This is a genomic window from Frateuria sp. GZRR33 (assembly GCF_051900425.1).
Lineage (GTDB): Bacteria > Pseudomonadota > Gammaproteobacteria > Xanthomonadales > Rhodanobacteraceae > Frateuria_A.
In genome coordinates this window covers 103,879-117,387 of the sequence record NZ_JBHZGK010000009.1, presented here as the reverse complement: position 1 = coordinate 117,387, position 13,509 = coordinate 103,879, and the positions used below count along the sequence as shown (strand labels likewise).

10 protein-coding genes and 1 tRNA gene are annotated in these 13,509 nt (G+C 69.3%); 9 read left to right on the top strand and 2 right to left on the bottom strand.

Features of this window, described 5'->3' with window-relative positions; genetic code table 11:
• Entirely contained in the window at positions 1 to 1,680 is a 1,680-nt protein-coding gene (locus ACFWZU_RS12755) for a diguanylate cyclase domain-containing protein (protein ID WP_439701908.1), read from the bottom strand.
• 417 nt (positions 1,681 to 2,097) lie between these two features.
• Here ACFWZU_RS12755 and ACFWZU_RS12750 point away from each other — a divergent pair, with 417 nt between their 5' ends.
• The 8 genes from ACFWZU_RS12750 (at position 2,098) to ACFWZU_RS12715 (ending at position 11,773) form a co-directional block, all read left to right on the top strand.
• Positions 2,098 to 2,655 carry an NADPH-dependent FMN reductase gene (locus ACFWZU_RS12750; protein ID WP_439701906.1) on the top strand — a complete coding sequence of 186 codons (558 nt, stop codon included), beginning with the start codon at positions 2,098 to 2,100 and terminating at the stop codon, positions 2,653 to 2,655.
• A gap of 117 nt (positions 2,656 to 2,772) precedes the next feature.
• On the top strand, positions 2,773 to 3,192 hold the full coding sequence (locus tag ACFWZU_RS12745; RefSeq protein WP_439701904.1) for a heavy metal-responsive transcriptional regulator: 420 nt from the start codon (positions 2,773 to 2,775) through the stop codon (positions 3,190 to 3,192).
• Entirely contained in the window at positions 3,189 to 5,714 is a 2,526-nt protein-coding gene (locus ACFWZU_RS12740; RefSeq protein ID WP_439701902.1) for a heavy metal translocating P-type ATPase, read from the top strand. The genes ACFWZU_RS12745 and ACFWZU_RS12740 overlap by 4 nt, the downstream gene beginning before the upstream one ends.
• A 318-nt stretch (positions 5,715 to 6,032) precedes the next feature.
• The gene (folC, locus tag ACFWZU_RS12735) at positions 6,033 to 7,325 is read left to right on the top strand and encodes a bifunctional tetrahydrofolate synthase/dihydrofolate synthase (protein ID WP_439701901.1); all 1,293 of its coding nucleotides are present in this window, start codon (positions 6,033 to 6,035) and stop codon (positions 7,323 to 7,325) included.
• A gap of 71 nt (positions 7,326 to 7,396) precedes the next feature.
• On the top strand, positions 7,397 to 8,362 hold the full coding sequence (locus tag ACFWZU_RS12730; protein WP_439701899.1) for an SPOR domain-containing protein: 966 nt from the start codon (positions 7,397 to 7,399) through the stop codon (positions 8,360 to 8,362).
• A gap of 24 nt (positions 8,363 to 8,386) precedes the next feature.
• Positions 8,387 to 8,983: a CvpA family protein gene (locus ACFWZU_RS12725; protein WP_439701897.1), complete on the top strand. Its 597-nt coding sequence runs from the start codon at positions 8,387 to 8,389 to the stop codon at positions 8,981 to 8,983.
• 45 nt (positions 8,984 to 9,028) lie between these two features.
• Positions 9,029 to 10,504: an amidophosphoribosyltransferase gene (purF, locus tag ACFWZU_RS12720; RefSeq protein ID WP_439701896.1), complete on the top strand. Its 1,476-nt coding sequence runs from the start codon at positions 9,029 to 9,031 to the stop codon at positions 10,502 to 10,504.
• A gap of 459 nt (positions 10,505 to 10,963) precedes the next feature.
• On the top strand, positions 10,964 to 11,773 hold the full coding sequence (locus tag ACFWZU_RS12715; protein WP_439701895.1) for a ferritin-like domain-containing protein: 810 nt from the start codon (positions 10,964 to 10,966) through the stop codon (positions 11,771 to 11,773).
• Between the two features lie 109 nt (positions 11,774 to 11,882).
• On the opposite strand, the gene ACFWZU_RS12710 is transcribed toward ACFWZU_RS12715, so the two are convergent.
• A tRNA-Pro gene (locus ACFWZU_RS12710) sits at positions 11,883 to 11,959 on the bottom strand.
• Positions 11,960 to 12,122: 163 nt separating this feature from the next.
• Between ACFWZU_RS12710 and hisS the strand changes: the two genes are divergently transcribed.
• A complete protein-coding gene (gene hisS, locus ACFWZU_RS12705) occupies positions 12,123 to 13,499 on the top strand; it encodes a histidine--tRNA ligase (protein WP_439701893.1) in 1,377 nt (458 codons plus the stop codon).
• Positions 13,500 to 13,509 lie beyond the last annotated feature (10 nt).

Genomic DNA, 13,509 nt, shown 5'->3' with positions numbered 1-13,509 from the left:
CTACTCCTCCACCTCGCTCACGCGCGGCCACACCTGACTCGGGATGCCGCGCGGCCGGTCGTAGAGCCGCGCCTGGTTGCGGCCGTTGACCTTGGCCTGGTACATCGCCTGGTCGGCGCGCTCGATCAGCGTTTCCACCGTATCGGCCAGCGTCCGCATGGCCACGCCGATGCTCACGCTGAGCATGAATTCGCCGTTGACCGGGATCTCCAGCCGGTGCACCCGCCGGCACAGGCGGGTGGCCACCTGCATGGCTTGCTCTTCGACCACGCCATCGAGCATGGCGATGAATTCCTCGCCGCCGTAGCGCCCGAGCAGGTCCGAAGGCCGCAATTCGGCGCGCAGCGCCTCCGCCACTTCGATGAGGGCGCGATCGCCCGCGCGGTGGCCTTGCTGGTCGTTGAGCGTCTTGAAGCGATCCAGGTCCAGGAACAGCAAGGCCACCGGCCGGCCGGTGCTTTCCTCCAGCATTCTCTCCGCCCCCTCGCTCCAGGCGCGGCGGTTGAGCACACCGGTAAGCGAATCGTTGTCGGCCAGCGCGCGCACCATGTCGCGATCGCGCCGCATCGTAAGCGCCCGATCGCCCAGGCCGATCGACAGCACGATCGCCTCGAACGCGCCGGCCACCACGCTGGCGTCGCTGGTCCAGCTCATGTTGGGCAGCGCGCCGCTGAGCTGGGCCGTGGACAGCGCGGTGAGCGCCAGCAGTGGCGTCCAGCCGACCAGGAAGAACCAGGCGTGGCGGGAGCCGTGCGACGCGGCGACGATCGCGGTGAGCAGCATCAACAGCGCGCCCAGGATCAGCAGCGGATCGACCAGCGCCTGCGCCACGTCCACCAGCAGCCCGATCGAGCTGCTGCGCATCAGCACCAGCAGCGGCATGCCGACGGCGAGCGCCAGCACGGGTGCGCGCAGCAGGGGCGCGAAACGCTGCAGTTCGCAGAAGCGCGCCATGAACAGCGCAGCGAAAGCCACCGACAAGGCGATCGAGGCCGATTCGAGCAGGGCGGCCGAGGGTGCCAGCCAGCCTGCCTCCAGCGGATGGAACAGGAAGCCGGTCTGGATACTCTGGATCAGCGCGTAGCAGAAGATGTAGCCGGCGTACCAGAAGAACGTGTTGTCGCGCAGCATCAGCGCGAAGCACAGCGCCATCAGCGCCATCGTCAGCATGACCGCAAAGCAGGCGCTGAACAGCGTCAGCCAGTGCGCGTCGTGGCCGAGGAAGGCCGTCAGCGATTCGAGGTGGAAGCTCAACGGCGGCGACAGCCCCTCCATGGGCTCGAGCTTGAGCAGGATCAGGGTGGAGGCGGGCACGCTGGCCGGATAGCGGAACGCCAGCCGGCCGTGGCCCAGCGGCTGACCACTGGTGTCGTCCAGCGCCAGGCGGCTGACCGGACCCTTGTTGTCGTAGACCGTGATCCGCCCCAGCGCGGGTGGGTAGATGGTCAGCACCCGCTCCTCGTCCACCCAGGGCGGCTGCGGACGCAGTACCACCCAGGTGCCGAGGTTCTCGCGCGGAAAGCTGTGCAGCAGGGACGGATCGAACGCGGCCAGTTGGCCCTTGTGGAACTGCGCCAGCACGGCGGCGGGGGTGTCCCCGGCGCGCACCTCGCGCCAGCCGCCGTCCAGCAGCATGGCCGCGTGCACTACGCCGAACCACAACCACAGCAGTCCGAGCACGCTCCCGATCAACGGGAGCCTGCACCGGTTCCAGATCCTTGCTGCGGACAGCGTTCGCATCCCCTTGTCCCCGCTTGGCGACGGCTGCACGTCCCTGCAGTCCGCGACCCGACCCCTTGACCAGGCGAGGCGGCCGCTTCCTGCCGTCGTGCCTGCGTTGAAGACGATCCTACGCGAACCGTCCGGTCCTTCGCCCCACTTTTTTACAGGCGAGCCAGGGGCTCGGCTAGCAGGCTCCGTGCCAAGGCGCGGATGCTCCCGTGCGCTCACGGGGCCTTGCCGGGGCGCGCATCATGCTTCGCCGAATCGCGGCCGTGTCTGACCCTGTGGGGTAGCTATGGACCCATACGAGCAGTCGCACCGCTCGGCTTTCACGAAACGGTGACGCCCGCAGGGCGCCCCTCGCGGAGATTCCCCATGAGCATCAAAGTGGCCGTCCTGGTCGGCAGCCTGCGCAAGGATTCCTTCAATCGCCGACTGGCCCACGCGGTGGAGAAGCTGGCGCCCGACGAACTGGCGTTCGAGCATGTCGCCATCGGCGACCTGCCGCTGTACGACCAGGACCTCGACGGCAACTACCCGGCGTCGTGGACCACGATGAAGCAGCAGATCCAGGCCGCGGATGCGCTGCTGTTCGTCACCCCCGAGTACAACCGTTCCGTGCCCGGCGTGCTGAAGAATGCCATCGACATCGCTTCGCGTCCCTACGGCACCAACGCGTTCGCCGGCAAGCCGGGCGCGGTGATCGGCGCGTCGATCGGCGCGACCGGCAGCGCGCTGGCGCAACAGCACCTGCGCAACGTGCTGGCCTATCTGGATGTCCCCTTGCTGGGACAGCCGGAGGTGTTCGTGCAGTTCAAGGACGACGGTCCCGTCGACGCCAACGACAACATCACCGTGGACAGCACGCGCAAGTTCCTTCAGGGCTTCGTCGACAGCTACGTGGCGTGGGTCCACACCATCCTCAAACGCTGAGCGTTCCGTGGGGGCGGTGTCAGTCCGCCGCTTTGGGTCGCCCCTGGCGGGTGGGCTGAACCCACCCTGCGAGCAGGGCTTGACTCTGGACCTGAATCAAAGGTCTAGACTTGTTCCATGAACCTCCAGACGCCGCTCACCATCGGTGCCGTCGCCAAGCGCGCCGGCGTGGCCATCGACACCATCCGCTATTACGAGCGGGAAGGGCTGCTGCCCGAGCCCACGCGGCGGCCATCCGGCTACCGCAGCTACGGCGAGGGCACGGTCGCGCGGTTGCGCTTCATCCGCCGCGCCAAGAACCTGGGCTTCACGCTGGAGGAGATTCGCGACCTGCTCGCGCTCTCCGCCGACCGCAAGCGCGGCGTCAAGGCGGTCAAGCAGCGCGCCCAGCAGCGGCTGGCCGACATCGAGGCGCGCATCGCCGAACTGGAGCGCGTGCGCGCCGGCCTGGCCGAGCTGGTCGAAGCCTGCCCGGGCCATGGTGCGCCGGAGGCCTGCCCGATCCTGCGGGCCCTGGGCGGGGAGGAGCAGGCATGAGCCGTTGCTGCCACACGACCACGGAGACGGGGGAGCGCGATCCGGTGTGCGGGATGGTGGTGGATCCGGCAAGCACGCCCCATCATGCCGACCACGCCGGTCGCACCTACCACTTCTGCGGCGCGCGCTGCCGGGAGCGCTTCCTGGCTGCCCCTGAAGCGTTCGCAGGCGATACGCCCGCGCAGGCTGCAGCCCCCGGCTGCCATGGAGCGGCCGGTGCGCCCGCGGAGCCGTCCGCGCATCTCGTCAAGGACCCGGTCTGCGGGATGGACGTCGACCCGCACACTGCCCGGCACCGGGCCGAACACGAGGGCCGGACCTGGTACTTCTGCAGCGCGCGTTGCCGCGAACGCTTCCTGGAGAGCCCCGGGCAATTCCTGGGTGAGCGACCGGCACCGCCCGCCGATCCCGGCGCCACCTACACCTGCCCGATGCATCCGGAGGTGCGCCAGGTCGGGCCGGGCGATTGCCCCAAGTGCGGCATGGCGCTGGAGCCGCTCGCGCCCAGCGCGGAATCCGACGACGGCGGCGAGGTGCGTGCCCTGGCGCGCCGCTTCGGCGGGCTGGTCGCGCTGACCTTGCCGGTGCTGGTGGTGGCGATGGGCCCGCACCTGGTCGGCCGTGGCTGGCCGATGCGCTGGGCGGGCGCGCTTGGCTGGATCGAAGCCTTGCTTGCCAGCGTCGTGGTGCTGTGGGGCGGCGCGCCGTTCTTCCGCCGAGGCTGGCGCTCGCTGCGCCCGTGGTCGCCGAACATGTACACGCTGATTGCCCTGGGCACCGGCGTGGCGTGGCTCTACAGCGTGGTCGCGCTGCTTGCGCCTGGGCTATTTCCCGCTGGCTTCCGCATGCACGGCCGCGTGGGCGTGTACTTCGAGTCGGCGGCCGTGATCGTCACTCTGGTCAGCCTGGGTGACCTGCTGGAACTGCGCGCCCGTCGCCGTACTGGCGAAGCGTTGAAGGCATTGCTCGGGCTGGCGCCGAAGACTGCGCGCCGCCTTGAGCACGGCCACGAACACGACGTGCCGCTGGAAGCGGTGCAGGTGGGTGACCTGCTGCGTGTGCGTCCGGGCGAAAAGGTGCCGGTCGACGGGGTCGCCACCGAGGGCGAGAGCCACGTCGACGAATCGATGCTCACCGGCGAGCCCATGCCGGTGGCCAAGACCACCGGCGACCGCCTGACCGCGGGCACGGTCAACCAGGACGGCACGCTGGTGCTGCGCGCGGAGAAAGTCGGCGGCGAGACGATGCTGGCCCAGATCGTCGCGCTGGTCGCACAGGCCCAGCGCAGCCGCGCACCGCTGCAGCGGGTGGCCGATCGCGTGGCGGCGTGGTTCGTGCCGGCGGTGGTCACGGTCGCGGTGCTGGCGTTCGCCGCCTGGGCCGCGTTCGGGCCGCAGCCGCGGCTGGCGCATGCGCTGATCGCCGCGGTGTCGGTGCTGATCATCGCCTGTCCCTGCGCCCTGGGCCTGGCCACACCGATCTCGATCATGGTCGCCAGCGGGCGCGGTGCGCAGGCCGGCGTGCTGTTTCGCGACGCGGCGGCGATCGAGGCGCTGCATGGCGTGGACACGCTGGTGGTGGACAAGACCGGCACGCTCACCGAGGGGCGTCCGGTCCTGACCGACGTGCTTGCCTTCGGCGATCTTTCGCGGGCGCAATTGCTGGCTCTGGCCGCCGCGCTGGAGCAGGCGAGTGAACACCCGCTGGCACGCGCGATCGTGGCAGGCGCATCGGCGGAGGGCGGGGCGATCCCGGCGGCGGCTGGCTTCCGTTCGCTCACCGGTCGTGGCGTGCGGGGCCAGGTCGATGGCCGCGAGGTCGCATTGGGCAATGCGCGCTTGCTCGATGAGCTGCAGGTGGCGTTGGGCGAGCCCGTCGCACGGCAGGCCGAACGCCTGCGGGGCGAGGGCGCCACGGTGATGTTCCTGGCCGTCGATGGCGTGCTGGTTGGCCTGGTCGCCGTGGCTGACCGCATCAAGTCCGATACGTCCGCAGCACTCGACAGGCTGCGAGGCGAGGGGCTGCGCATCGTGATGCTCACTGGCGACAACGCCACCACGGCGCAGGCGGTGGCACGCCAGCTGGGCATCGACGAGGTGCATGCCGATGTCTCGCCTGCGGACAAGGCGGCAGTGGTCGAGCGGCTCAGGCGCGAGGGACGACGGGTAGCGATGGCCGGTGACGGCGTCAACGATGCGCCGGCCCTGGCGGCCGCGGATGTGGGTATCGCCATGGGGAGTGGCACGGACGTGGCGATGGAGAGTGCGCAGGTGACGCTGGTGCGCGGGGAGCTCTCGGCGATCGGTCGGGCGCGGGCGTTGTCGCAGGCCACGGTGCGGAACATCCGGCAGAATCTGTTTTTTGCGTTCATCTACAACGCCGTGGGGGTGCCGTTGGCCGCCGGGGTGTTGTATCCGGTTTTCGGAGTGGTGCTTTCACCGATGGTGGCGGCGCTGGCGATGAGCTTGTCGTCGGTATCGGTGGTGACGAACGCCTTGCGGCTGCGGAGAGCCCGTCTCTGATCCCGCTCTTGCGGGGTTTGTCCGCGACGTGGCTGGCTTCGACGGCTTTCGATCGCCTGCCGGCATTGAGGCGGGAGCGTGCAAAGTTGCTTTGCTCCCTCTCTCTCCGGGGAAAGGGCTGGGGTGAGGGGCCGGGGCTCGCGGGGGCGCCTCCTGCATAAGGGGGGCTTTGCTTGTCGTTCCTGCGTGGGCTCCCCGCGGCAGGCGAGCCAAGTCGCGAACAATCCAGAATCAGCGCCAACGAAACCACCAGCAAAAGGCGCAGCCCCCTTCGATGCCTTAAGCTGCGCGCCGCCCCACCACAAAGCCCCCCCCCCCATGCCAAGCACGCTGGCCGAATGGCTTGCCTACCAGGAAGGCGTCAACCCCCGCAGCATCGAGCTCGGCCTCGAGCGGGTAAACAGGGTATGGCAACGCATGGGTGCCAAGGCTCCGGCGCGGCGCGTGATCACCGTGGGTGGCACCAATGGCAAGGGCTCCACCGTCGCGCTGCTCGAAGCCATGCTGGGTGCCGCCGGTAGGCGGGTTGGCTGCTACACCTCCCCGCACCTGCTTCGTTACAACGAGCGCGTGCGCATCGACCGCCATGACGCGGCGGACGAAGATCTGCTCGCCGCGTTCGAACGCATCGAAGCCGCACGCGGCAGCGGCGCGGACGCCATCCCACTGACCTACTTCGAATACGGCACGCTCGCCGCGCTCGACCTCTTTGCCCGCGCCGACCTCGACGTCGCCGTGCTCGAGGTGGGCCTCGGCGGCCGACTCGATGCCGTCAACATCGTCGACGCCGACGCGGTGATCGTCACCACCATCGACATGGACCACATGGACTGGCTCGGGAACGACCGCGACAGCATCGGCCGCGAAAAGGCGGGCATCGCGCGGCGCGGGCGCCCGGCCATCGTGGGCGAACTCGAGCCACCGGCCGGCCTGCTCGACGCGCTGGCGGCCAGCGGCGCGCAGGTGCAGCGGGCGGGGCGCGATTTCCGCGTGGAGCGGCACGTGCGCGGATGGCGCTGGCAGCACCGCGACGGCACCGCATTCGAACTTCCCGATCCGGCGCTGGCCGCACCGGTGCAGTACGCCAACGCCGCTGCGGCCATCGCCGCACTGCACGCGCTCGACGCGATCGGCGGATTGGCCGCGCCGATCGCGCTGGGCCAGGCCGCCGCCGATGGCCTGAAGGCCGTACAGGTGCGCGCACGCCTGCAAACGGTCGGCGGCGATCCGGCGGTGGTGGTGGACGTGGGCCACAACCCGCAGGCGGCACGCGCGTTGGCCGACTGGCTGCGACTGCGCCAGTTCCCGCGCGTGCACGCGGTCTACGGTGTCCTCGCCGACAAGGACGTGGCGGGCGTGCTTGGTGCGCTGGGGCCGCAGGTCGACCACTGGCACCTGGCCGGGCTGGACAAGGATTCGCCCCGCGGCCTCCCCGTCGGCTCGTTGGCCGAAGCGTTGCGCCAGACCCTTCCGGAGGCGAGCTTCGACGTGCATGCCAGTGTCACCGACGCGCTGGCCGCGGCGCGGGCGCAGGCGCGGCAGGGCGAGTGCATCCTGGCGTTCGGCTCGTTCTTCGTCGCGAGCGCCGTGCTGGCTGAACCGGACGCCTGAGCGGACCGTGCCGGCGGCGCGGGCAGGTATAATCGTCGTGTTGCGTGCCGTGCCGTCTTGGAGCTTCAGTCTTGAAAACACGCCTGTTGGGTGCCTTCGTCCTGATCGCGTTGGCGGTGTTGTTCGTGCCGATGTTCTTCTCCAGCACGCCGCCCTCGGCCGCGGGCGACCAGGCGGTGAGCCTGGCGATCCCGCCGGCGCCCGATCGCGACCTGCAGACGCGCACGATGAGCCTGGATCCGGACGCCCCAGCCAGCAGCGGCACGGCGGCGCCGGTGATTCCCGCGAGCACCCAGTCGAGCGCGCAGGCATCCTCGGACCGTCTGGCCACCGTCGACATCGCCTCGCGTCGTCCGCACGACGTGGAAATGGAGCCGGGCGCGGCCACGCCCGCGCAGGCTCCGCAGCCGCAAACCACCCAGCCTGAGGCTGCGGCGCCGAAGCCGGCCGAGAAGCCCGCCGATGAGCCGGCGATCGCCAGCGCGCCGGCCGATACCGCCGGCACCGCCGCGCGCGGCAACTTCACGCTCAACCTCAGCGCCTACTCGAGCGAGGGCGCGCAGCGGCTGATCCAGAAGGTGCGCGCGCTGGGCTATCCGGTCAGTGGCGCGCCAATCCGCCAGGGCGGCCGCGCGCTCACGCTGGTGACCGCCGGACCATTCCAGACGCGCACGGCCGCCGAGGCTGCGCGCCTGAAGATCACCCAGAGCATCCCGGGGGCGCCGGCGCACCTTGAAAGTGGCGCAAGCGACCAACATGGTGACGTCGCCGCTGCGACGCCGGCCGCGGCTCCGGCGCGTGCGGGTGGCTACGCGGTGCAGGTGGCGGCGATGGGCAGCCAGGCCGATGCCAATGCGCTGCGCGACAAGCTGCGCGCGGCCGGCTTCGACGGTTTTACCGACTCGGTCAGCAGCGGTGGGCGCACCCTGTGGCGCGTGCGCGCCGGCCCCCAGATCCAGCGTGCGGACGCCGAGCGCGTGCGCGACCAGATCAAGGCCAAGCTTGGCATGGCCGGCAACGTGGTGGGCGTGCCGTAAGGCGCGGTCCACCGGGGCGGCAGCATGAACTGGATCGACTTCACCATCCTCGCCGTGCTGGCCCTGTCCGTGCTGGTCGGGCTGTGGCGCGGGCTGGTCTCCGAAGTGCTGTCGCTGGTCGCCTGGGTTGCGGCGTTCTGGGTCGCCTGGACGTTCGGGCCGGTGGTGGCGGCGCACCTCGAGCACAGCATCTCGTTGCCGGCGGCGCGCATCCTGCTGGGCTACGGATTGTGTTTCGCGGTGGTGCTGATCGTTGGCGCGCTGCTGCGCTTCGTGGCCCGGCGGATCCTTTCCGGGATCGGGTTGGGCGGGCTGGACCGTCTCCTGGGCATGTTGTTCGGCTTTGCGCGGGGCGTGCTGCTGGTGACCCTGGTGGTGTTCCTGGCTGGCTTCACCGCGCTTACCCGCGAGGCCGGCTGGCAGCACTCGCTGCTGCTGCCGCAGTTCGCCGGCGCGGCCGCCTGGCTGGGTGAGCGGGTGCCGGAGAGCGTGCGCCGCTACCTGCATCCGCCAGCGCAGCTTCCCGCGTTGCCGCCGGGCACCTTGCCGGCACTTCCGGGCAGTTCACCCGCGCCGGCGCAATCTGTGCTTTCGGCCGTGCGAGCGGCCACGCTCACCTGAACACGCCTTACCAGAACCAGGCTTACGACATCAGGGCATCAAACCATGTGCGGAATCATCGGCATCGTCGGTACCACCGAAGTGGCATCGGCGCTTTATGACGGACTCACGGTGCTGCAGCACCGCGGCCAGGACGCGGCCGGCATCGTCACCGTCGATGGCGCGCACCTGCGCCTGCACAAGGGCAACGGCCTGGTGCGCGACGTGTTCAACCAGACCGCGATGAGCCGCCTGCGCGGCGCCATCGGCATCGGCCATTGCCGGTACCCGACGGCCGGTTCGGACAATGCCGACGAGGCGCAGCCGTTCTACGTCAATTCGCCCTACGGCATCGCTTTCGCGCACAACGGCAACCTGGTGAACACCGAAGCGCTGCGGCGCGAGATGTTCCAGGACGACCGCCGGCACATCAACACCGATTCGGATTCCGAGGTGCTGCTGAACGTGCTCGCGCACGAGCTGCAGATCCAGGACCGCATGGCGCTGACGCCCGACCAGATCTTCAAGGCGGTTGCCGGCGTGCACGCCCGCGCGCGCGGCGGCTACGCCTGCCTGGCGCTGATCCAGGGCTACGGGCTGCTGGCCTTCCGCGACCCGCACGGCATCCGTCCGCTGGTGCTGGGCGAGCGCGTGACGCCGGAAGGCCGTGAGTACGCCGTGGCCTCCGAATCGGTCGCGTTCGACGTGCTGGGTTTCAAGCGCGTACGCGACGTGGAGCCGGGCGAGGCGGTCTACATCACGGTGGACGGCCAGTTGCACGCGCGCCGCTGCGCCGAGGGCGCGGTGCACGCGCCGTGCATCTTCGAATACGTCTACCTGGCGCGGCCCGACTCGATGATCGAGGACGTCTCGGTCTACAAGGCGCGCCTGCGCATGGGCGAGAAGCTGGCGCAGAAGATCCTGCGCGAGCGTCCCGATCATGGCATCGACGCGGTGATCCCGATCCCGGATACCGCGCGCACTGCGGCCAGTTCGCTGGCCAATGCGCTTGGCGTGCCGTTCCGCGAGGGCTTCGTCAAGAACCGCTACGTTGGCCGCACGTTCATCATGCCGGGCCAGGGCGACCGCGTAAAATCGGTGCGCCGCAAGCTGAACGCGATCGACCTGGAGTTCCGCAACAAGACCGTGCTGCTGGTCGACGATTCGATCGTGCGCGGCACCACGTCGAAGCAGATCATCCAGATGGCCCGCGATGCGGGGGCGAAAAAGGTGTACTTCGCCTCGGCCGCGCCACCGGTGCGCTACCCCAACGTCTACGGCATCGACATGCCCTCGGCCACCGAGCTGGTGGCCGCCGGCAAGTCCGAGAAGGAAATCGAGCAACTGCTCGGCGCCGACTGGCTGATCTACCAGGACCTGGCCGACCTGGTCTGGGCGGTGCAGGACGGCAACGAGGAGCTCAAGCAGTTCGACACGTCCTGCTTCTCCGGCGAGTACGTCACCGGCCTGGACCGTGATTACCTGCAGCAGATCGAGATGCTCCGCTCGGACGACGCCAAGGCCGCCCGCCGTAGCGCCTGATGCCGCATCGGGCGATGTTGTGGGCGATGCCCACAGCATCGCCGGTCGCATCGATCGGAGGGACGTCGCGCATGCGCCACGGGCGGTCTGCCGGCGAGGTCATGGGCACGTCGTGTTCGGTAGCGACCGATGACGTTTCGCGCGGCCAGGCGTCGGTGCCATGCTTCGGCGGTCCTCGACCAGCAGATGCATGATGAATTGTCGGGTGCGCGGGTTCGTGGAAGCGCTGCAGCACAGCTGCATTCGCCAGGGCGAAGTACGCGGCGCATCGAAGTTCGATTGTTCCTCGAAGCCCACGTCGCTTGGCAGCGCCGCGAAAGGTCGTAATCGCGCCCCGGGCACGAACGCCTCGATTTCGTCACACGGAGGCCGGGCCCTTCGCGTCCCCTGGAGGCGTGGAACGCCACCATGCGGCCGCCCCGTACTGCTCGCAACGCGAGCCACCCGTAAACTCGCCACATGACCGACCTGCACCAAGCCGCCCGGCGCTGCCTCGAGGCGAGCGATCCCGAGGAAAAGCTCCGTCTGACCCACGCCACGTGGCAGGCGCTACAGGCCGGCGGACTCGACCCCGACGCCGATGGGTCGCCTCCGGAACCGATCGGGACGCCTGGCCGGCCGCTCCGTCCCCGCCTGGTCGAAGCGCGCCAGGTCCCGCAACGTGGCCTCGGCACGCCCGAGGGCCGGGCGGCGCTGGTCCACGCGATCGCACACATCGAGTTCAACGCCATCAACCTGGCCTGGGACGCGGTCTATCGCTTCCGCGGCTTTCCCGACGACTACTACCGCGACTGGGCCAGCTGCGCCCACGACGAGGCGCGCCACTTCCGGATGCTCCAGGAGCGGCTGGCCGAGCTGGGTCACGCCTACGGCGACTTCGACGCCCACAATGGCCTGTGGGAGATGGCCGCCAAGACCGCCCACAGCGATCTCGCCCGCATGGCGCTGGTGCCTCGCGTGCTGGAAGCCCGTGGTCTGGACGTGACGCCTGGCATGATCGAGCGTCTGCGCGGCCTCGGCGACCAACGCACCATCGCGATCCTGGAAGTGATCCTGCGCGAGGAAGTGGCCCATGTGGCGGCAGGCACGCGCTGGTTCCGCTGGTGCTGCGAACGCGACGGACTGGAGCCGCGCGAGACTTTCGTGCAACTGCTCCGAGACTACATGGGCGGCAGCCTGCGCGGACCGTTCAACCATCCCGCGCGGCTGGCCGCCGGCTTCGACGCGGAGGAAATGGACCAGCTCGCCCTACTGGCCGCTTCCCTGTAGGAGCGCACCTGTGCGCGACCGCGATGCATCCCGGTCGCGCACAGGTGTGCTCCTGCAGCACGCCCCAAAAGAAAAAAGCCACCGCTAGCGGTGGCCTTTCCACGAACCTTGGTCGGGGTGACATGATTCGAACATGCGACTTCTACGTCCCGAACGTAGCGCTCTACCAGGCTGAGCTACACCCCGTGGAGCCGCGTATCTTAGTGAGCCGACGCAGGCTTGGCAACATCCCCGCCGCTTTTTTTCGCGCATCGCGCACCGGGGCGGGCGTGCCCATCTGCTAACCTAGGCGGCTGCCGTCGCGCGGCCTTCAGCCGCCGCTTCCGTTACCCCGCAAGCAGAGGATTCCATGGCGCTTACCCCGGCCCGCACCATGCCTGGCGTGCTCGAGTTGCTGCCGCTGGACCAGATCGCGTTCCAGCGCATGCTCGACACCATCCGCCGCAATTTCGAGCGCTTCGGTTTCCTGCCGGTGGAGACGCCGGTGATCGAGTTCGCCGACGTCCTGCTGACCAAGACCGGCGGCGAAACCGAGCGGCAGGTGTATTTCGTGCAGTCGACCGGCGCGCTGGAGCAGGGCGAAAAGCCCGACCTGGCGCTGCGCTTCGACCTCACGGTGCCGCTGGCACGCTACGTCGCCGAGCACGAGCACGACCTCAACTTCCCGTTCCGCCGCTACCAGATGCAGCGCGTGTACCGCGGCGAGCGGGCCCAGCGCGGGCGCTTTCGCGAGTTCTACCAGTGCGACATCGACGTGATCGGCAAGGACAGCCTGACCACGCGCTACGACGCCGAACTGCCGGCGGTGATCTACAGCACCTTCCGCGAACTGGACATCGGCGCGTTCACTATCCAGCTCAACAACCGCAAGCTGATGCGTGGGTATTTCGAGAGCCTGGGTATCGCCGACAGCGAGCAGCAGATGCTGGTGCTGCGCGAGGTGGACAAGCTCGACAAGCGCGGTCCCGATTACGTGCGCGACACACTGACTGGCGAGGCCTTCGGGCTGTCGGCCGACGTCGCGACGAAGATCCTCGACTTCGTGCAGGTGCGCTCGACCTCGCTGGACGACGCCTTCGCCAGGCTCGACGCGCTGGGCAGCGGCTCCGAAGCACTGGAACAGGGCAGGGCCGAACTGAAGGAAGTGCTCGGGCTGATCCGCGACTTCGGCGTGCCCGAGACGCATTTCGCACTGAACCTCTCGATCGCCCGCGGCCTGGACTACTACACCGGCACCGTGTACGAGACCACGCTCAACGACCATCCCCAGATCGGCTCGATCTGCTCGGGCGGCCGCTACGAGAACCTGGCCAGCCAGTACACCAGGTCGAAGCTGCCGGGCGTGGGCATCTCCATCGGCCTGACCCGCCTGTTCTGGCAACTGCGCGACGCCGGCCTGCTGGGTGGCGCACGCAGCACGGTGGACGTGCTGGTGACGCAGATGGACCCGGCGCAGCTGCCGGCCTACCTGGCGATCGCCAACGAGCTGCGCGCCGCCGGCATCGCCACCGAGGCGGTGCTGGAAAGCGGCAAGCTCGGCAAGCAGTTCAAGTACGCCGATCGCGCGGGCATCCGCTTTGCGGTCGTGCTGGGCGAGGACGAGCTGGCCAAGGGCGTGGTGACAGTCAAGGACCTGCGCCGCGGCGACCAGTTCGAGGTGGCGCGCGGCGAGCTGGTGAAGGCGTTGCGAGTGGAACTGGAACAGGCAGCGGCGATGGGGCAGTGAGTCGCGGAGT